Source organism: Actinomadura litoris, from assembly GCF_009733595.1.
Taxonomy (GTDB): domain Bacteria; phylum Actinomycetota; class Actinomycetes; order Streptosporangiales; family Streptosporangiaceae; genus Spirillospora; species Spirillospora litoris.
Genome location: NZ_WOFH01000004.1, coordinates 678214 through 697631, shown reverse-complemented (window position 1 = coordinate 697631; position 19418 = coordinate 678214). Strand labels below are relative to the sequence as shown.

At 74.0% G+C, this 19418-nt stretch carries 14 protein-coding genes; 11 read left to right on the top strand and 3 right to left on the bottom strand.

Annotation, left to right across the window (positions count from 1 at the left end; translation table 11 throughout):
• Window positions 1-4 precede the first annotated feature (4 nt).
• Window positions 5-3868: a tetratricopeptide repeat protein gene (locus GNZ18_RS14610; RefSeq protein WP_156216895.1), complete on the top strand. Its 3864-nt coding sequence runs from the start codon at window positions 5-7 to the stop codon at window positions 3866-3868.
• A gap of 132 nt (window positions 3869-4000) precedes the next feature.
• Complete coding sequence (locus GNZ18_RS14605; protein WP_156216894.1) at window positions 4001-4705, top strand: Crp/Fnr family transcriptional regulator; 705 nt, start codon at window positions 4001-4003, stop codon at window positions 4703-4705.
• 37 nt (window positions 4706-4742) lie between these two features.
• On the opposite strand, the gene GNZ18_RS14600 is transcribed toward GNZ18_RS14605, so the two are convergent.
• Entirely contained in the window at window positions 4743-5492 is a 750-nt protein-coding gene (locus tag GNZ18_RS14600) for a maleylpyruvate isomerase family mycothiol-dependent enzyme (RefSeq protein WP_156216893.1), read from the bottom strand.
• Window positions 5493-5564: 72 nt separating this feature from the next.
• A complete protein-coding gene (locus GNZ18_RS14595; RefSeq protein WP_156216892.1) occupies window positions 5565-5972 on the bottom strand; it encodes a nuclear transport factor 2 family protein in 408 nt (135 codons plus the stop codon).
• Window positions 5973-6036: 64 nt separating this feature from the next.
• On the opposite strand from GNZ18_RS14595, the gene GNZ18_RS14590 reads away from it, so the two are divergent.
• The 7 genes from GNZ18_RS14590 to whiA all read left to right on the top strand — a co-directional run bounded on the left by GNZ18_RS14590 (window position 6037) and on the right by whiA (window position 15795).
• Window positions 6037-6642, top strand: coding sequence for a TetR/AcrR family transcriptional regulator (locus GNZ18_RS14590; RefSeq protein ID WP_156216891.1), 606 nt, complete (start codon window positions 6037-6039; stop codon window positions 6640-6642).
• Window positions 6643-6855: 213 nt separating this feature from the next.
• Complete coding sequence (gene uvrA, locus GNZ18_RS14585; protein ID WP_312874520.1) at window positions 6856-9693, top strand: excinuclease ABC subunit UvrA; 2838 nt, start codon at window positions 6856-6858, stop codon at window positions 9691-9693.
• Window positions 9694-9864: 171 nt separating this feature from the next.
• On the top strand, window positions 9865-10404 hold the full coding sequence (locus tag GNZ18_RS14580) for a Rieske (2Fe-2S) protein (protein WP_156216890.1): 540 nt from the start codon (window positions 9865-9867) through the stop codon (window positions 10402-10404).
• Between the two features lie 157 nt (window positions 10405-10561).
• Window positions 10562-12586, top strand: a complete 2025-nt coding sequence (gene uvrC, locus GNZ18_RS14575; protein ID WP_242893401.1) for an excinuclease ABC subunit UvrC — start codon at window positions 10562-10564, stop codon at window positions 12584-12586.
• Window positions 12576-13454: an RNase adapter RapZ gene (gene rapZ / locus GNZ18_RS14570; RefSeq protein WP_156216889.1), complete on the top strand. Its 879-nt coding sequence runs from the start codon at window positions 12576-12578 to the stop codon at window positions 13452-13454. The genes uvrC and rapZ overlap by 11 nt, the downstream gene beginning before the upstream one ends.
• Window positions 13435-14754: a gluconeogenesis factor YvcK family protein gene (locus GNZ18_RS43665; protein WP_446678407.1), complete on the top strand. Its 1320-nt coding sequence runs from the start codon at window positions 13435-13437 to the stop codon at window positions 14752-14754. The genes rapZ and GNZ18_RS43665 overlap by 20 nt, the downstream gene beginning before the upstream one ends.
• Before the next feature lie 60 nt (window positions 14755-14814).
• Complete coding sequence (gene whiA, locus GNZ18_RS14560; RefSeq protein ID WP_156216888.1) at window positions 14815-15795, top strand: DNA-binding protein WhiA; 981 nt, start codon at window positions 14815-14817, stop codon at window positions 15793-15795.
• A 21-nt stretch (window positions 15796-15816) separates the two neighbouring features.
• Here whiA and GNZ18_RS43660 read toward each other — a convergent pair whose 3' ends face one another.
• On the bottom strand, window positions 15817-17736 hold the full coding sequence (locus GNZ18_RS43660; RefSeq protein WP_156216887.1) for a heparinase II/III domain-containing protein: 1920 nt from the start codon (window positions 17734-17736) through the stop codon (window positions 15817-15819).
• Window positions 17737-17867: 131 nt separating this feature from the next.
• Here GNZ18_RS43660 and GNZ18_RS14550 point away from each other — a divergent pair, with 131 nt between their 5' ends.
• The gene (locus GNZ18_RS14550) at window positions 17868-18392 is read left to right on the top strand and encodes a sigma-70 family RNA polymerase sigma factor (protein WP_156216886.1); all 525 of its coding nucleotides are present in this window, start codon (window positions 17868-17870) and stop codon (window positions 18390-18392) included.
• Window positions 18389-19246 (top strand): hypothetical protein, encoded by an 858-nt coding sequence (locus GNZ18_RS14545; protein ID WP_156216885.1) that lies wholly within the window; start codon window positions 18389-18391, stop codon window positions 19244-19246. Before GNZ18_RS14550 ends, GNZ18_RS14545 begins: the two co-directional genes overlap by 4 nt.
• The last annotated feature ends 172 nt before the right edge of the window (window positions 19247-19418 follow it).

The window sequence follows — 19418 nt, the reverse complement described above, 5'->3', positions numbered from 1 at the left end:
ACGGGTGATCGACCACGACGTGCGGCCGGGCAGCTTCTGGGGGCTGCTGTCCGCGACGGACCGGCAGGCGCTGCGGGCGATGGGGCGGCGCACCGACGTCCCGCCGGGCGGGATGCTGTGCCACCAGGGGGTCACCGCCCCCGCCGTCTACGTGGTGTTCAAGTCGGCGCCGCGGGTGGCGAGCAACGCGGTCGCCAAGGAGTTCGTGGACTCCAGCGAGGGCGACGAGTCGATCATCGACCTGTTCGGGTCGGGGGACCTGGTCGGCGTGCTCGGCCCGTGGGGGCACCCGCAGCGCGGCACGGTCGCCGTCCTGGACCATGTCGCGGCGCTGCGCGTGGACCGCCGCAAGTTCCGCAGCCTGCTGGCGGCCAACCCGCAGGTCGCCGAGGCGATGATGCACACGGTGTCGGAGGCGGTGACCTACGGCGGGCGGCGGCACGCGGTCCGGGCGGCCGACCATCCGCAGCGGCTCGCCTACCACCTGCTGGAGCTGGCCCACCGGTTCGGGGAGCGCACGTCGCGGGGGACGGAGATCCCGCTGCGGCTCAGCCAGGCCGAGCTGGCCAACTGGGCGGGGATCTCCCGCGAGACGCTGGTGCGCTGGTTCCGGCTGTGGCGCGAGAAGGGGATCCTGGACCGCAGGCCGCGGCCGCTGACCGTCCTGGACACCGAGAAGCTGCGGCGGGCGGCGAGCCCGTGGGGCGACGAGTGGCCGGCCGGCGCGTCCGACCAGACCGTCCGGGCTCAGGCGGTGCCGGCCCCCGCCGAGGAGGCCGAAGAGATCGCGGGGGTGGCGGCCGGGATCGCCGCGCGGGCGCCGGTGCGCCTGGAGGCCCACGGCGAGACATCGGGCGAGACCTCCGGTGGACGCCCGCCGAAGACGCGCCTCCCGGCGGACAACCCGTTCTTCGCCGGGCGCAACGTCAGCCTCGGCAAGCTGGACATGCTCGTCGCGCAGTCGGAGTGGCCGCGCGCGGTGCTCGTGGAGGGGATGGCGGGGGTCGGCAAGACGACGCTGGCGCTGCACTGGGCGCACCGGGTGGTCGACCGGTTCCCCGACGGGATCGTGTTCGCCGACCTGCGGGGGACGACGCGGAGCCCGGTGACCCCTGCTGAGGCGATGGGGCAGGTGCTGCGGGCGGCGGGCGTGCCCGGCCATCAGCTGCCGCGCACCGAGCCGGAGTTGGCGGCGCAGTGCCGGTCGCTGCTGGGCGATCGGCGGATGCTGCTGATTCTCGACAATGTCGCGCAGCCCGAGCAGATCAGGCCGCTGCTGGCGGCGGTGGCGTCCGGGCTGGTGGTGGTGACGAGCCGGCGGCGGCTGCCGACGCTGCTGGAGGGCGCCGACATCCGGACGCTTGAGTTGCGCGAGATGGTCACGCAGGAGGCCGTCGATCTGATCGCGGGCGTGCTGGGGCCGGGCGACGCACGGGTCCGGGACGAGGCGCGCGCGATCGAGCGGCTCGCCCGCGAGTGCGGGCACCTGCCGCTGGCGCTCGCCGTCATGGCCGGACGGCTCGCGGAGAACCCGGCGGAGTCCATCACCGAGACCGTCCGGGAGCTGGCCGACCAGGACGGGCAGTCCGTCCCGCCGTACCGGACCGGCGTGCCCGGCGGGGGCCTGCACGCGAGCCACGCCGCCGCCGGGCCCGAGCTGCACAGCGTCCTCAGCCCCACCTTCGACGCCGCCTACCGGGGGTTGCGGCGTGATCAGCGTGAGGCGTTCCGCAGGCTCGGCCTGGTCGCGGGGCCCGATTTCACGCCGTCGGCTCTGGCGGCGTTGCAGGACCGTCCGGTGGAGGAGGCCCGCGAGTGCCTGGAGGGGTTGCGGCAGACCTACCTGATCCAGGACGTGGGGCCGGGCCGGTACCGGATGCACGACCTGCTGCGCGACTTCGCGCGCGAGCGCGGTCTGCGGGAGGACGACGACAACGATCTGCTCGCCGCGCAGCGCCGCCTGCTCGCGGGGTACCTGGCCGAGGCGTGGGCGGCGGGGGAGGCGCTCGGCGGGCGGCGGCGCCCGGCCGTCCACGACGGCCGGGAGGAGGGGACGCGCGGGCCCCGGCCCTCGGAGACCGCGCGGTCGGCGGCGCTGGCCTGGTTCGAGGCCGAGCGCCGCAACCTGGTCGCCGCCGTCCACCAGGCGGCGCGGCTGGGCCTGCACCGCACGTGCTGGGAGCTGGTCGACGCCCTGTTCGACTTCCTGGAGTTCCGCCGCTACAGCGAGGACAACATCGCCGTCCACCAGGCCGGGCTGCACGCCGCCCGCACCGAGGAGGACTGGGCCGCGGCGGCCGTCATGCTCCACAACCTGGCCGTCGCGCACTTCGAGCTGGGGCGCTCGGTCCCCGCGATCGGCTACGGGGAGGACGCCCGCCGCGGCTTCCGCGCCGTCGACCCGCCCGACCGGTACGGAGAGGCCGCCGCGCACGCCACGCTCGCCGACGTCCACGCCGCCCTGGGCCGCTACCTGACGGCGATCCAGCACGCCTACCGGTCCCTCGCGATCCACCGGCAGCTCGGCGACGAGGGCGGCGTCGCCAAGGCCCACGACACGCTCGCCCGCGCCGGGCTCGGCCTGGGCGACTACGAGTCCGCGCTGCGCCACGCGACCGACGCGCTGGACGCGCGGCGCCGCATCGGCGACCGGCCGGGCGTCGCGGAGACGCTGCTGACCCTGGCGCAGGTGCACCGCAAGCGCGGGCACGTCCACGAGGCGGTGCTGCACGCCCTGGAGGCCCTCTACATCCGGCAGGAGCAGGCCGACCGGCACGGCGCCGCCCAGGCCCTGACGGAACTGGCGCGGATGAACGCCTCCCTGGGCCTGCGGGAGATGGCCCAGCGCGACGCCGACCAGGCCCTGCGCGCCTACCGGGCCCTGGGCGCACGCCACGGCGAGGCCCGCGCGCTCACCACGCTCGGCATGCTGATGTGCGACGCCACCCGCTTCGCCGAGGCCTTCACCTACTGCGGCCAGGCCCTGCACCTGCACCGCGACATCAGCGACCGGCACGGCGAGGCCGAGACCCTCGCCCAGATCGGCATCGTCCACTGGCGCCTGGGCCGCTACCGCGAGGCCCGCGAACACCTGCTGCGCGCCCTGGAGATCCGCCGCGAGATCGGCGACCAGCACGGCGAGGCCCACGACCTGGAACACCTCTCGGTCGTCATGCGCCGCCTGGAACGCCCCCAGGAAGCCTTCGTCCTCGGCCTGGAGGCCCTGGACCTGTGGCACAGCCTCGGCGCCCAGACCGGCCTGGCCGGCACCCTGGGCAGCCTCGCCCGCACCTACCTGCGCCTGGACCTGCCCGAAGACGCCGAACGCGCCGCCCGCCAAGCACTGGCGATCCGGCGCGACACCGGCGACTCCTACGGCATGGGCGTCGGCATGGACACCTTCGCCGCCGTCCTGCGCCGCAGCGGCCGCCCCGAAGAGGCCCTGGAAATGGAGCTGGAAGCACTACGCCTGCTCGGCGAGGTCGGCGACCGCCACAGCGAAGGCACCGCACTGGCCCACCTCGCCGACATCTACCTCGACCTCGGCCGCGCCGACGACGCCTCCGAGACCGGCCGGCGCGCCCTCGACCTCGCCACCGAACTCGGCGACAACCGTGAGCAGGCGTACGCGCTGCACACCATGGCCTGCGCGTCCCAGACCCTCGGCAAGCACGCCCTGGCCGTCGAGCACTTCGACGCCGAGATCGCCATCCGCCGCGACATGGACGACCACCGCGGCCAACGCCACGCGCTGGACCTGCTGCGCGCCTCCCACCTCGCCCTCGGCGACCAGCCCGCCGCCGCCGACTGCGCCCGCCGCGCCCGCGCCCTCGACAAGTGGCTGGAGGACACACCCCTGGACGTGTGAGGGCACCGAGCCGACTGCGAGGCGAGATTGTGACGAAAGACGCAGTCCGGCCGCGTGCCCGCGCGTTCACTGGAGTCGGGGCACCCTGTTCCCGCCCGGATCCGGCCCGGCCCGATCCGGCGAGGAGGCGAGATGGAGACCACCCGGTTCTGGGACGCGCTGCCCGTGCGCGCGCGGGAGGCGCTGCGGCAGGCGGGCGTCACGGCGATGATCAGACCCGGCGCGTTCCTCACCCGCGAGCACACCCGCTCCTCCCAGGTCTTCGTGCTGCGCTCGGGCGCGGTGAAGGTGTGGGTGTCGCGGGACGGCGAGATCGTGATCCTGGACGTCCTCGGCGCCGGTGACGTGGTCGGCGAGCTGGAGGCCGTGGACGGCGGGACCCGGCACGCCAACGTCGAGGCCCTCACACCCGTCGAGGCGATCGTGCTGCCCGCCGCCCGGTTCCGCGCCGTCCTGGACGCCCACCCCGGCGCGGTGTGGGCGGTCGCCGCCGTCCTGGCCGAGCGGCTCCGCGACGCCAACGACCTGCGCACCGCCCACTTCCCCGACGACCCCGAGCGGCGGCTGGCGAGCCGCCTGCTCCGCCTCGTCGGCCGCTTCGGCACCCCGCTCAAGGAGGAGCGGCCCAACGGCGCCGCCCGCGCGCCCGAGGACGCCTACCAGGTGCAGGTCCCCGTCACCCAGCAGGACCTCGGCCGCTGGTCGGGGATGGGCCGGCGCAAGGTCGCGCAGATCCTCTCCGCCGCCCCCGTCCGGGGCCGCCTCACCGTCGCCCGCAACATGATCGTCGTTCACTCGCTGGACGCCCTGCACACCCTCGCCCGCGAGGACGACTGACACGGCCGCGCGGAGCGGTCAGGACGAGTCGGAGCGGTCAGAACGAGTCGGCGGGGGCGTGCGGCCAGGGCGGCGGCTCGGGCAGCGGGCCGTCGGGGCGCAGCGCGACGCCCACGCCGTCGGAGCGCCCGCTCAGCCAGCCCAGCAGTGCCCGGCCCGACCCGGACGCCTCGGGCCCGCCGGGCGCCCAGCCGAGATCGGCGCTCTCCCCGGAGTCGGTCGCGGTGATCCGGTACCCCGCCAGGCCCGCGCGCTGCGTCTCCGGCAGCGCCGCCATGTCGGTGAGCGTGCTGGTCAGCGCCCACCGGACGTAGGGCTCGGGCCAGTCGGCGGGGCCGTAGCCGGCGGCGAGGTCCACGTGGTGGGCCTCCACCTCGTGCCAGCGGCGCATGACGCCGTACCAGGCGGGGTGGTACCAGCCTTGCAGCGCCCGGACAGGAGCGTTCCACACCTCCTCCGGCAGCGTCCGCGCCTGCTCGGCGAACCGCTCCGCCGAGGCCCGCACGTCATCGACCAGCTCGTCCCGCTTGCGTCCGGCGCCCTCGGCCAGCGCCGCGTTGCGCGCCTCCAGGCTCGCGTACTGCGGGATCTCCACGCCCGTCCGCGCCCATTCGAGCAGGTTCCACAGGGAGTCGGCGTTGCGGGCGATGTGCGTCGCGACATGGGCGCGGCTCCATCCCGGCAGCGCGGAAGGCGCGCGCACGTCCTCCTCGCTCAGCGCGGTCAGCGACGCGATGACGCGCTCCGTGCCCAGGTCCAGCTCGCCGATGACGCTCCGCCACTCCATAGGGCCCCCTCGTCCGCAAGAGCCCCCATCCTTTCGCACCCGCCTATGCGGTGCCAGGGCGCGGGGGGTGCTTCAGGACGCCTGCGCCTCCATGATCGCCGCGCGGTCCTGGTACTCGCGCCAGTGGACGACCCGCCCGTCCCTGGCCCGCAGCACCACGACGAACGAGGCGGCCGCGCGCCGCCCCGTCCCGGGCACCGAGGCGACCATCTCGTACTCGGCGACGATCACCTCGGGATCGGCGGTCTCGTGCACCACGACGTTCCGGAACTCCTCGAACGCGACGGGCAGCTCCGCGCGCCCCTCCCGCGCCATCGCCAGGACGCCGGCGCGCCCCTCGACCCGCCGCCGCCCGGACGGCGCGAACGGGCTCTCGACCACGATGTCCTCGGCGCACATCGCCTCGTCCAGGGCGGGCTCGCCGGCGAGGGCGTTGCGCCGGAACCGGTCGAACAGCTCACGCGGACCCTGCTGGGACATGGCCTCTCCTCCGCCCACTAAGATGAGTGGAAACTCATGATAGGAAAATAATGAGTCGAGACTCATGTTGTCAACGGCGGGCCGGGCGTCGACGGGCGGCACGGTGACGCCCGAAAGGCCCCTGCGCGCCGACGCCCGGCGCAACCGCGCGCGCATCCTGGCCGCCGCCGAGGAGGTCTTCGCCGAGCGCGGCGCCTCCGCGTCCACCGAGGAGGTCGCCGCCCGCGCGGGCGTGGCGATCGGCACCGTCTTCCGCCACTTCCCGACCAAGCGGGACCTGCTCGCGGCGATCATGAAGGAGCTGCGCGGGCGGCTGGTCGGGAAGGCGGACGCCCTGGCGGCCGAGGGCGACCCGGCCACCGCGTTCTTCGACTACTTCGGCTACCTCGTCGAGAGCTCCGCGCGGATCGGCACCGTCGTCGGCCTGCTCGCCGAGGAGGGCACGGCCATCGAGCCCGGCGCGCAGATCACCGCGCTGACCGGGGCGTTCGGCTCGCTGCTGGACGCGGCGCGCCGCGCCGGGGCGGTCCGCGGCGACGTCCGGCTGGACGAGGTCATGGCCCTGGTCACCGCGACCACGCACGGCGCCCTGGCGGGCGGATGGTCCGATGACCTGCGCCGCCGCACCCTGGCCCGGATCCTGGACGCCCTCCGGCCCGCCGGAAGGTGACGCCGGGGTTACCCGGTGGGTGAGTCGTGTGGCGGGCGGTGTTCGAACACGTGTACGGTGCGAGGGTGCCGTCCGGTCCCGCGAAATGCGGCGGCGTGCATCGCTGTTAACGACTCGGGGGATTCTGTCGGACCCCTTGGCTAGCCTTGAGGCCCCCGTCACCGCTCCCCAGAACCCATCACCCGTGCCCAGAAGAGGAACCGGAAGTACGCCGTGCATGACCGACTCATCGTGCGTGGAGCACGCGAGCACAACCTGAAGGACGTCTCGCTCGACCTGCCGCGGGACTCCATGATCGTGTTCACCGGTCTGTCGGGGTCGGGGAAGTCCAGCCTGGCGTTCGACACGATCTTCGCCGAGGGGCAGCGCCGGTACGTGGAGTCGCTGTCGGCCTACGCCCGGCAGTTCCTCGGCCAGATGGACAAGCCCGACGTCGACTTCATCGAGGGCCTGTCGCCCGCGGTCTCCATCGACCAGAAGTCGACCAGCAAGAACCCCCGGTCCACGGTCGGCACGATCACCGAGGTCTACGACTACCTGCGGCTGCTGTACGCGCGCATCGGGCACCCGCACTGCCCCGAGTGCGGCCGGCCGATCAGCCGCCAGGCGCCGCAGCAGATCGTCGACCGCGTGCTGGAGCTGGAGGAGGGCACCCGCTTCCAGGTGCTCGCGCCGGTGATCCGCGGGCGCAAGGGAGAGTACCTGGAGCTGTTCCGCGAACTCCAGTCCAAGGGCTACTCGCGCGCGCTCGTCGACGGCGCCATGATCCGGCTGGACGAGCCGCCGAAGCTGAAGAAGCAGGAGAAGCACGACATCTCCGTGGTCGTCGACCGCCTCGCGGTGAAGGACTCCGCGCGCCAGCGGCTCGCCGACTCCGTCGAGACCGCGCTCGGCCTCGCGGGCGGCACCATCGTGCTGGACTTCGTCGACCTCGACGAGGGCGACGAGGACCGCACCCGGATGTTCTCCGAGCACCTCTACTGCCCCTACGACGACCTGTCGTTCGAGGAGATGGAACCCCGGTCGTTCTCGTTCAACTCGCCCTACGGCGCCTGCCCCGACTGCACCGGCCTCGGCACGCGCATGGAGGTCGACCCCGAGCTCGTCGTCCCCGACGGGGAGCAGACGCTCGGCGAGGGCGCCATCCAGCCGTGGTCCGGCGGGCACGTGAGCGACTACTTCCTGCGGCTGCTGTCCGCCCTCGGCGACGCGATGGGCTTCGACCTCAACACCCCGTGGGACCGCCTCCCGGCCAAGGCGCGCAAGGCGATCCTGAACGGGCACGAGACCCAGGTCCACGTCAGCTACAAGAACCGGTACGGGCGCACCCGCTCCTACTACACCGCCTACGAGGGCGTGATCCCCTACATCCAGCGGCGGCACGCCGAGTCCGAGAGCGACTCCAGCCGGGAGAAGTTCGAGGGCTACATGCGGGAGATCCCCTGCCCGACCTGCCAGGGGGCCCGGCTGAAGCCGGTCGTCCTCGCGGTCACCATGGGCGGGATGTCGATCGCCGAGGTCGCCTCGATGCCGATCGGCGAGGCCGCCAAGTTCCTGCTCGCGATGGAGCTGAACGAGCGCGAGACCCACATCGCCGAGCGGGTGCTGAAGGAGATCAACGCCCGGCTCGGGTTCCTGCTGGACGTCGGTCTCGACTACCTCACGCTCGACCGCGCCTCGGCGACGCTCGCGGGCGGCGAGGCGCAGCGGATCCGGCTGGCCACCCAGATCGGATCCGGGCTCGTCGGCGTCCTGTACGTGCTGGACGAGCCGTCCATCGGCCTGCACCAGCGCGACAACCACCGGCTGCTGGAGACCCTGATCCGGCTGCGCGACATGGGCAACACCCTGATCGTCGTCGAGCACGACGAGGACACCATCGCCGCCGCCGACTGGGTCGTCGACATCGGCCCGCGCGCGGGCGAGCACGGCGGCAAGATCGTGGTGTCGGGGACCGTCGACGACCTGCTCGCCTCCGAGGACTCGCTCACCGGCGCCTACCTGTCCAAGCGCCGCGAGATCGCCCTCCCGGAGATCCGCCGCCCCCGGGCGCGCGGCCGCGAGGTCACCGTCAAGGGCGCCCAGCAGAACAACCTCCGCGACGTGGACGTGGCGTTCCCGCTGGGCGTGCTCACCGCCGTCACGGGCGTGTCGGGGTCGGGCAAGTCGACGCTGGTCAACGACATCCTCTACAACTCGCTCGCCAAGCAGCTCAACGGCGCGCGGACGGTCCCGGGCAAGCACCGCCGGGTCAACGGCGTCGACCAGCTCGACAAGGTCGTCCACGTCGACCAGTCGCCGATCGGGCGGACGCCCCGCTCCAACCCGGCGACCTACACCGGCGTGTTCGACCACATCCGCAAGCTGTTCGCGCAGACCACCGAGGCGAAGGTGCGCGGCTACCAGCCGGGCCGGTTCTCCTTCAACGTCAAGGGCGGCCGCTGCGAGAACTGCTCCGGCGACGGCACCATCAAGATCGAGATGAACTTCCTGCCGGACGTCTACGTCCCGTGCGAGGTCTGCCACGGCGCCCGCTACAACCGGGAGACCCTGGAGGTCCACTACAAGGGCAAGACGATCTCCGAGGTGCTCGACATGCCGATCGAGCAGGCCACCGAGTTCTTCGAGCCGATCAACGCGATCCACCGGCACCTGCGGACGCTCAACGACGTCGGGCTCGGCTACGTCCGGCTCGGCCAGCCCGCGCCGACCCTGTCGGGCGGCGAGGCGCAGCGTGTCAAGCTGGCCTCCGAGCTCCAGAAGCGCTCCACCGGCCGGACGATCTACGTGCTGGACGAGCCGACCACCGGCCTGCACTTCGAGGACATCCGCAGGCTCCTCGGCGTGCTGAACGGCCTGGTCGACAAGGGCAACACCGTGATCGTCATCGAGCACAACCTGGACGTGATCAAGACCGCCGACTGGATCATCGACATGGGCCCCGAGGGCGGCTCGCGCGGCGGCACCGTCGTCGCCACCGGCACCCCCGAGGACATCGTGAAGGTCGAGGCCAGCCACACCGGCCAGTTCCTGTCCAAGATCCTCGCCTGACCGTTCGCGCCACCGGCGGGCGCCGGGTCGGGTCCGGACGGCGGGTCGGCGCCCCATGCCGCGACGCGTCGGAGATCATTGGGCTCGGTTCGGATTGAACCCTCGGTGGCGCGCGTCCGTGCTCCCGGTGACAGCAGGCGACCAGAGTGACGGACCGGAGGGCGAACAGGCATGGCACACGACCCCGCAACGACCACGGACACCGGACGTCCGCCGCACGAGTCACCGGCGGCGTCGGCGGACCTCGCGGCGGGCGGCGCGGCGGGCGCGGCGGGCCCGGCCGGGAACTCTCGCCGGGGGCTGCTCCTCGGCGTCGGCCTCGCGGGCGTCGCCGGGCTGGCGGCGGCGTGCGGCGGCTCGGACGACAAGTCCGACGACGAGGGCTCCGAGGGCGGATCCGGCGGCGGCTCCGGCGGCGGGGCGGGCAAGGCCCTGGCCTCGACGTCGGAGATCCCCGTGGGCGGCGGGAAGGTCTTCAAGGACGAGAAGGTCGTGGTGTGCCAGCCCACCGCGGGCCAGTTCAAGGCGTTCACGGCGGTCTGCCCGCACCGCAGGTGCACGGTCGGGTCGGTGTCGGGCGGCACGATCAACTGCCCCTGCCACGGCAGCAAGTTCAAGATCGCCGACGGCTCGGTCGCGAACCCGCCCGCGCAGGAGCCGCTGAAGGAGAAGACGATCACCGTGCAGGGCGGCAAGGTCATCCTCTCCTGACCGCCGCCCCACCGGCGCGGGCGCCCGCACCCTCGCGGCGCCCGTGCTCAGGGGCGGGCCCCACGGGGTCCCGCGGGGTCCCGCGACGCCCGGCCGCGCGGGCCGCGCGGACTCGGCGGCGACCGGTGTGTCGGTGGCGGCCACTAGGCTTTTCAGCGTGGCAGATCCGGCGACCTACCGACCCGCTCCGGGCTCCATCCCGGAGTCGCCCGGCGTGTACCGATTCCGTGACGAGCACGGCCGGGTCATCTACGTGGGGAAGGCCAAGAGCCTGCGCTCGCGGCTGAACTCCTACTTCGCCGACTTCTCCTCGCTGCACCCCCGCACCCAGACGATGGTGCGGACGGCGGCCAAGGTCGACTGGACGGTGGTCGGCACCGAGGTCGAGGCGCTCCAGCTGGAGTACTCCTGGATCAAGGAGTTCGACCCCCGGTTCAACGTCCGTTACCGCGACGACAAGTCGTATCCGTATCTCGCGGTCACCCTCAACGAGGAGTTCCCGAGGGTGATGGTGATGCGCGGAGCCAAGAAGAAGGGCGTGCGCTACTTCGGCCCGTACTCCCACGCGTGGGCGATCCGGGAGACGGTCGACCAGCTGCTGCGCGTGTTCCCCGTCCGGACGTGCAGCGCCGGGGTGTTCAAGCGGCAGCACCAGCTCGACCGGCCCTGCCTGCTCGGCTACATCGGCAAGTGCTCGGCGCCGTGCGTGGGCCGCGTCTCGCCCGCCGAGCACCGCATGCTCGCCGAGGACTTCGGCGACTTCATGGCGGGCCACACCGCCCGCTTCATCCGGCGCCTCGAACGCGACATGCGGGAGGCGGCCGCGTCGCAGGAGTACGAGCGCGCCGCCCGGCTCCGCGACGACATCCGCGCGCTGGAGCGCGCCCTGGAGCGGCAGGCGGTCGTCCTCGCCGACTCCACCGACTGCGACATGATCGCCTTCGCCGAGGACGAGCTGGAGGCGGCCGTCCAGGTCTTCTACGTGCGCGGCGGCCGGATCCGCGGCCAGCGCGGCTGGGTCGTCGACAAGGTCGAGGACGTCACCACCGCCGACCTCGTCGAGCACTTCCTGATCCAGGTCTACAGCGAGAGCGACTCGGTGCCGCGCGAGGTCCTCGTCCCCGCACAGCCGCCTGAGGAGGCCGCGATGACCGAGCTGCTCAGCGAGCAGCGCGGCGGGCCGGTCCGGCTGCGCGTCCCGCAGCGCGGCGACAAGAAGACCCTGCTGGAGACCGTCGCCCGCAACGCGCACGAGGCGCTCAAGCAGCACAAGACCCGCCGCGCGTCCGACCTGACCACCCGCAGCCGTGCGCTCCAGGAGATCCAGGAGGCGCTGGAGCTGGACGACGCCCCGCTGCGCGTCGAGTGCTACGACGTCTCCAACCTCCAGGGCACCAACGTGGTCGCCTCGATGGTCGTGTTCGAGGACGGCCTGGCCCGCAAGAGCGAGTACCGCCGGTTCACGATCAAGGCGGTCGAGGGGCAGGACGACGTCCGCTCGATCCACGAGGTGATCACCCGCCGGTTCCGCCGCTACCTCGCCGAGAGCGAGCGGACCGGCGAGCTGGACAGCCTCGGCGACCCCGACGACGAGGGCGCCCACCAGCCGATCGACCCCGAGACCGGGCGCCCCCGCAAGTTCGCCTACCCGCCGAACCTGGTGATCGTGGACGGCGGCCCGCCGCAGGTCGCCGCCGCGCAGCGCGCCCTGGACGAGCTCGGTGTCGACGACATCGCCGTCTGCGGGATCGCCAAGCGGCTGGAGGAGCTGTGGCTGCCCGGCGACGCCGACCCGGTGATCCTGCCGCGCAACAGCGAGGGCATGTTCCTCGTCCAGCGGATCCGCGACGAGGCGCACCGGTTCGCGATCACCTTCCACCGGCAGCGGCGCTCCAAGGCCATGACCGTGAGCGAACTCGATAACGTTCCGGGTCTGGGCCCTGCGCGCAGGGCGGCGCTGCTGAAACACTTCGGATCGCTGAAGCGTCTGAAGGAGGCCACGCCCGAGCAGGTGGCCGAGGTCCCGGGCATCGGCCCGCGCAGCGCGGAGGGCATCGTCGCCGCGCTGAACGGCGGGCCCGGAGCCGGCGCGGGCGGCACGAGCGGCCGATCCGGCGGCGGCCCGGGCGGGGCCGGCGCGGACGGCGACGGGGAACACAGGGGGAAGCGGCATGACGAGTGAGACGAACGTCCCGGACATCGTGATCGTGACCGGGATGTCGGGGGCGGGCCGGAGCACGGCGGCGAAGTCGCTGGAGGACCTCGACTGGTTCGTGGTCGACAACCTGCCGCCGGGGCTGCTGGCCACGATGGCCGACCTCGGCGGCCGGGTGCGCGACGCGGTGCCCCGCATCGCGGTCGTCGTGGACGTGCGGAGCCGCGCGTTCACCGAGGACCTGCACTCCTCGATCGCCGAGCTGGAGGCGCGCGGCGTCCACCCGCGCGTGGTGTTCCTGGAGGCGGGCGACGCCGACCTGGTGCGCCGGTTCGAGAGCGTCCGCCGCCCGCACCCGCTCCAGGGCGACGGCCGCCTGGTCGAGGGGATCGCCCGCGAGCGCGAGCTGGTCCGCGAGGTCCGCGCCGAGGCCGACCTGGTGATCGACACCAGCGGGCTGAACGTGCACGAGCTGCGCAACAAGATCATCGGTTTCTTCGGCAACGACACCGGCGAGTCCAGCCTGCGCGCGACCGTGGTGTCGTTCGGCTACAAGTACGGCCTGCCCGTCGACGCCGACCTCGTCGTCGACTGCCGCTTCCTGCCGAACCCGCACTGGGTGCCGGAGCTGCGCCCGAAGACCGGCCGCGACGCCGCCGTCCGCGACTACGTGCTGGGCCAGCGCGGCGCCAAGGAGTTCCTGGACGCCTACTCCGAGGTGCTGCGGCTGCTCGCCGACGGCTACGAGCGTGAGGGCAAGCACTACGTGACGCTGGCCGTGGGCTGTACCGGGGGCAAACACCGTAGTGTGGCCATGGCGGAACAGATCACCGCCCGGCTGCGGGACGAGGGCATCGAGGTGCAGGTCGCCCATCGTGACCTCGGCCGCGAGTGAGACCCCCGCCGGGGAGCCCGTCCGGGAACCGGCCCGGGTCGCGGACGGAGAGAGAAACGGCACGGTGAAGCCCCTCGGCCCGAAGGTCGTCGCGCTCGGCGGCGGCCACGGCCTGTACGCCTCGTTGTCGGCGCTGCGCCGCGTCACCGACCGGCTGACCGCGGTGGTCACGGTCGCCGACGACGGCGGCTCCAGCGGACGGCTGCGCCGCGAGCTCGGCGTCCTGCCGCCCGGCGACCTGCGCATGGCGCTGGCCGCGCTGTGCGGCGACGACGAATGGGGCCAGACCTGGCGGGACGTGGTCCAGCACCGCTTCCGCAGCGAGGGCGACCTCCAGGGCCACGCCGTCGGCAACCTGCTGATCGTCGCCCTGTGGGAACTCCTGGGCGGCGCCTCGACCGGAGCGGCCGCCGACCTCCTGCTCGGCGGCGCCGCCGGCGCCCCGTCCGGCACCGCGCCGCAGGACGCGCCCGGCGGCGCTCCGACCAGCGCCTCGACCAGCGCCTCGACCAGCGCGCACGGCGGCCTGGCCGAGGGGCCGTCCAGCGGTGAGGCGGGCGATTCACCCGGCGGCTCACCCGGGGGCGTGCCCGGCGCCGCGGCGGGCGGCCCGCGCGGCGGCGAGCCCGCCGGCGCCGGAGTGCCAGGGGGGCCCGCCTGGGGGGCGCCCTCCGGGTCCACGGTCGCGGGGCTGGACTGGGTGGGGCGGCTGCTCGGCGCGCACGGCCGGGTGCTGCCGATGGCGGCGGTCCCGATGGACATCGTCGCCGAGGTGCGGGGGGCCGACCCGTCCCGTCCGGACGAGGTGACGCGGGTGAAGGGGCAGGTGGCGTGCGCGAAGACGCCGGGCAGCGTGCTCGGGGTGTCGCTGGTGCCCGCCGACCCGCCCGCCTGCCCCGAGGCGCTCGCCGCCGTCGAGGACGCCGACTGGATCGTGTTCGGGCCCGGTTCGTGGTTCACCAGCGTCCTGCCGCATCTGAAGGTGCCCGCGCTCGCCCGCGCGCTCACCTCCTCCCGCGCCCGCCGCGTCGTCGCCCTGAACCTGGCGCCGCAGCCCGGCGAGACCGACGACTTCTCCCCGCAGGCCCACCTGGAGGTCCTCCAGGCGCACGCGCCCGATCTGAGCGTCGACGTCGTGATCGCCGACGAGGGCGTCGTGGAGGACCCGGGCGCCCTGGAGAAGGCCGTCCGGCGGCTCGGCGGGCGGCTGGTGCTCGCCGGGGTCGCCGCCGACGACGGTTCCCCACGTCATGATCCGGCCCGTCTGGCCCAAGCCTTCGTACAGATATTCAGTGAGTGACGTCCGGTCGGGCCGTCATCGGCGAGACTGCTGGAAGTCAGATAGGGGGAGGGTTCATCTATGGCGATGACCGGTGTGGTCAAGGACGAGCTGAGCCGGCTCACGGTGCTCAAGCCGTGCTGCCGCAAGGCCGAGGTCTCGACGCTGCTGCGGTTCGCGGGGGGTCTGCACCTGGTCAGCGGGCGCATCGTGATCGAGGCCGAGATCGACACCGGGGTGGCGGCGCGGCGGCTGATCAAGGACGTCGCCGAGGTGTTCGGGCACACCTCGGAGGTGGTGGTGCTCGCGCCGAGCGGGCTGCGCAAGGGCAACCGCTACGTGGTCCGGGTGTTCCGCGACGGTGAGTCCCTCGCGCGGCAGACCGGGCTCATCGACAACAACGGGCGGCCCGTCCGGGGCCTGCCCCGGCACGTGGTCGCGGGCGCCGCGTGCGACGCCGAGTCGGCCTGGCGGGGGGCCTTCCTCGCGCACGGGTCGCTCACCGAGCCGGGCCGGTCGATGTCGCTGGAGGTGACCTGCCCCGGCCCGGAGGCGGCGCTGGCGCTGGTCGGCGCCGCCCGCCGGCTGAAGATCCACGCCAAGGCGCGCGAGGTCCGCGGCGTCGACCGGGTCGTCGTCCGCGACGGCGACGCGATCAGCGCGCTGCTCACCCGGCTCGGCGCCCACGACAGCGTGCTGGCGTGGGAGGAGCGGCGGATGCGCCGCGAGGTGCGGGCCACCGCCAACCGGCTCGCCAACTTCGACGACGCCAACCTGCGCCGCTCGGCGCGCGCCGCCGTCGCGGCCGGCGCCCGGGTCGCCCGCGCGCTGGAGATCCTCGGCGACGACGCGCCCGAGCACCTGGTGAACGCCGGACGGCTGCGGCTGGAGCACAAGCAGGCGTCGCTGGAGGAGCTCGGCCAGCTCGCCGACCCGCCGCTCACCAAGGACGCCATCGCCGGCCGGATCAGGCGGCTGCTCGCGATGGCCGACAAGCGGGCCGGTGACCAGGGCATCCCCGGTACCGAGGCGAACCTCACCGCCGACATGCTCGCCCCCTGAGCCGCGCGGCGGCCGCCGGGGTCAGGGGAGCCGGCGCAACGTCCCGTCCGGGGCGGCCTCGGCGGTGAGCCGGCGGCCGGAGAACCGCGCCTCGACGCGCAGCCCGCCGCCGGGCAGCGCGGCGGTCCGCACCTGCGGGCGCTCCTCGCCGCGGACGGGCGCGATCAGCGTCAGCATCCGCACCTTCAGCCCCTCCGCGGGGAAGGACACCACCGGCGCGGGGAGGGTCTTGCGCGGGGCCGGGACCATCCACCCCTGGGGCGGCTTGAGGCTGCCCCGGGTGATCCGGGCGGGCAGCGGCGCCGTCCCGGGCAGCGGGATCTGCAAAAAGTGCACGCGGACCTTGCCCGCCGCCGCGACCGCGCCCGTCCCGTCCGGGACGGCGGTGAACCCGGCCGGCAGGTGCCAGAGCTGCTCCACGGGGACGGACCCGGCGGACGCGGCGTCGTCCAGCACCAGCAGGGCGTCGGGGTCGGAGGCGGCGAGCACCGAGCGGGACCGGGTCGTCCCGGCGAAGGCGGTGTCGGTGAACCGGAACGTGTCGGCGCCGCGCAGGAACCGGTGCGCGGTCAGCTCCGTCGCGGCCTTCGGGTCGAACTCCGCGCCCCGCACGACGAGCGCGCTGTGCGCGTCGGGCGAGCGCAGCCAGGTGTTCCACTGCGGGTCGCTGTAGCCGATGTGCCCGCTCGGGACGATGATGTCGCGGCCGAGCGCGTGGAAGGTCAGCGCCATGTGGTCGTTCTGGCCGTGCGCGTACCGGCCGGGCCCGAACCGCGCGGTGTAGGACATCTCGTCGGCGAACCTCCGGCCCTGCCTGCCCCACCCGGAGCGTCCCATGACGTATCCGGCCTGGTAGACGCGGGCCCGCTCGCGCGGCGGCGTGCCCTTGGCGCCGCCGGTGGCCACGTACCTGAGCGGGCCGTTCCCCAGCGCGCTGATGTCGGACGCCCTGGCCGCGTAGGACTCGCCGATCTGGAGCTGGTCCCCGGCGGGCGTCGTCTGGAACGCGATGAACTCGTCCATCCTGCGGTGCCGGTCGAGCAGCTCGCGCGGGGCGGGGCGCCCGCACTGGCGCATCACCGCGAACGCCAGCCGCCACCGGCCCCGGTTGTAGACGGAGTAGTGCGTGGACTGCTCGTTGTTGGCGCCCTCCTCGTCGATGGCGGGGCGCGCTCCGCCGGGCGGGGCGAGCATCGAGTCCAGCAGTCGGCGCTGACCGGTGTCGATGAGATCGGTGCGCCCGATCCCGCAGCCCGCCGTCATCAAGATCATGGACTCGTCGGTGCCGTGGTTCCAGGGGCCGGAGTAGTGCCTCGGGTCGGCGAGCCACTCGGCGTGCCTGGCGATCGCCTCGTCCAGCCAGCGCCCGGACCGGTACCGGCGCAGGCAGACCAGCGTCGCCAGCCGGAACTTGGTGCCCTCGGAGATCGACTCGCGCCGGTGCTCGTCGAAGCGCTCCGGTCCGGCGTTGTCGGCGAGCCAGTCCCGGGCGATCCCGGCGGCGAGGTCCAGGTCGGACGGGTCGCGCGTCCGCTCGTACTCCTTGATCGCGCCGCCGAGCCATTCGAGGGAGTGCAGCCAGAGCTGCCACGTCCGGTCGTTGAAGGGGTCCAGGCCCCAGTCGACGTCGGTGCCGGTGGCGACCCGCGTCGCGGCCGACCCGGGGATCCTGAACCGGCCGGCGCGGACCTCAGCCGCCGGATTCAGCCCGTCCAGGCCGTTGAAGCCGAGGCACTTCGCCCTGCTCCCGCTGCCCGCGTGGGCGCTCACGCCGCCCTCGGGGCCGCCCGGTGAGGCCGGCCCGAACGGCGCCGACCCGGTCGACCCGCTGCACGCCGTGACCAGCGCCGACAGCGCCACCGCCGCCGCGAACCCGCCCGCGGCCCTGCCCGCGGCGGTGCCCCCGGCGCGGCGCGACTTTCCTGAAGATCGTTTGTGCACGGGTCAGAGACACATCACTTCCGGCGGTGGTTGACGGCCGCCGGTGACGGGATGGTGAACGCTGGGCGACGTTACGGAACGTGCGGCGTCCCCTGTCATCCGTACCCCCGTCCGGGTGTCCTAACGGTGTGATGTCCGTCGAAGATCTTGGCCACCGCGAGGCGGTGACCCTGTCCGGTTCCGTGCTGGAGGAGCTGTTCGCGGCCCACTACCCGCGGCTCGTGGGGCTCGCCGGCCTGCTGGGCGCGGACGACCCGGAGGACGTGGCGCAGGAGGCCTTCGCCCGCCTCCAGGGGCGCGGCGGGGCGCTGCGGCGTCCCGAGACCGCCCCCGCCTACCTGCGCGCCACCGTCTGCAACCTGACCCGCAACCGGCGGCGGCACCTGCGCCTGGTCCGGCTCCGGCAGCCCCCGCCGCCCGAGCCGGCCGCCGCCGCCGAGCTGGTGGTGCTCGACCGGGAGGGCCACCGCGAGCTGATCGTCGCGCTGGACGGCCTGTCGCGCAGGCAGCGCGAGGCCCTCGTCCTGCGGTACTGGCTCGACCTCACCGACCAGGAGGTGGCCGAGGCGATGGACGTCTCGGCCGGCTCCGCCAAGACCCACATCAGGCGCGGCATCGCCGCCCTGCAACGCGCCCTGGGAGGTGCACCGGAATGACGGAAGGCGGGAAGAGGGACATCGAGGAGGCGCTGCGGGAGGCGCTGCGCGTCCAGGGCGAGTCGTACTCGGTGAGCCCCGACGCGTGGGAGCGCGTGCGGAACCGCGCCGGCCGCGGCGCGGACGGGAGCCGCCGGGGCGGCAGGCGCCGGCTGGCCGGACCCGTCCTCGCCGCGTCCGCCGTCGCCTGCACGGCCGTCGCCGTCACGCTGGTGCCCTCGCACCTGCCCGGCGGCGGTGGCGGGAGCGGCCGGGACCACCGCGCCGGCCCGCTCGCCCCGGGGAGCGCGAACCCGCCCCTGCGGCTGCCCGCCCAACCGGAGGCCGCCGCGACGCTGGCCGAGCTGTGCGCCGGCGCCACCCCTCCGCAGGAGCGGGGGCGGGCGCTGCGGAAGCTCGGCGCGCTGCGTGATCCCGGTAGGCGAAACCGGTGGTTCGTCGTGGCGGAGCAGGCATCGGGGAACATCCAGATCCAGGCCCTGAGCGAGGCCGGGCGCCGGATGACCTGCGTTCCCTACACCCGGGTCGCTCCCCGGGGCTGGAACTCCTTCGTCGGCTACTCCGGCGGACGCGGCGCCGGAGAGGCGTCCTGGGTGGGGTTCGCCAGGGTGCCGGTCGCCTCCTTCGAGGCCGTCTACGACGACGGCACCCGCATGCGGTTCGCGTGCGGAGGCGGCGGCCAGGGCGAGGCCACCTGCGGCCGGGTCGCGGTGGGCCGCCGCGGAGCCGTGACGATCTTCGCGACCGCGCCGCGCGTGTACCGCCCGCGGCGCGAGGGGGAGCGGGTCACCGGTGTGTTCAACCTCCTGAACTCCGCCGGAAAGGTGGTCGGGCGCTACCAGTTCGCCCGCTGACCCGGCCACGGGCCGGCCCGCCCCTCCGGCGGGGGCGGGCCCGGCCGCGACCGCCCACGTGAGCCGGGCCGCCGCCCCCCGTGACTTCCTTCTCGGCCGGTGTCGGGCTACTCGCGGGTCATTGGATAGGGTCGAGAGCACGGGGGAAGGCCCCGGTCCGACGCTGGAGGAC

Coding starts and splice junctions, on each gene's coding strand:
- GNZ18_RS14600 (WP_156216893.1), bottom strand. CDS start 5,492: ATGGAGTGGCGGAGCGTCATCGGCGAGCTGGACCTGGGCACGGAGCGC.
- whiA (WP_156216888.1), top strand. CDS start 14,815: ATGGCGATGACCGGTGTGGTCAAGGACGAGCTGAGCCGGCTCACGGTG.
- GNZ18_RS14590 (WP_156216891.1), top strand. CDS start 6,037: ATGTTGTCAACGGCGGGCCGGGCGTCGACGGGCGGCACGGTGACGCCC.
- GNZ18_RS14595 (WP_156216892.1), bottom strand. CDS start 5,972: ATGTCCCAGCAGGGTCCGCGTGAGCTGTTCGACCGGTTCCGGCGCAAC.
- GNZ18_RS14605 (WP_156216894.1), top strand. CDS start 4,001: ATGGAGACCACCCGGTTCTGGGACGCGCTGCCCGTGCGCGCGCGGGAG.
- GNZ18_RS14580 (WP_156216890.1), top strand. CDS start 9,865: ATGGCACACGACCCCGCAACGACCACGGACACCGGACGTCCGCCGCAC.
- rapZ (WP_156216889.1), top strand. CDS start 12,576: ATGACGAGTGAGACGAACGTCCCGGACATCGTGATCGTGACCGGGATG.
- GNZ18_RS14545 (WP_156216885.1), top strand. CDS start 18,389: ATGACGGAAGGCGGGAAGAGGGACATCGAGGAGGCGCTGCGGGAGGCG.
- GNZ18_RS14550 (WP_156216886.1), top strand. CDS start 17,868: ATGTCCGTCGAAGATCTTGGCCACCGCGAGGCGGTGACCCTGTCCGGT.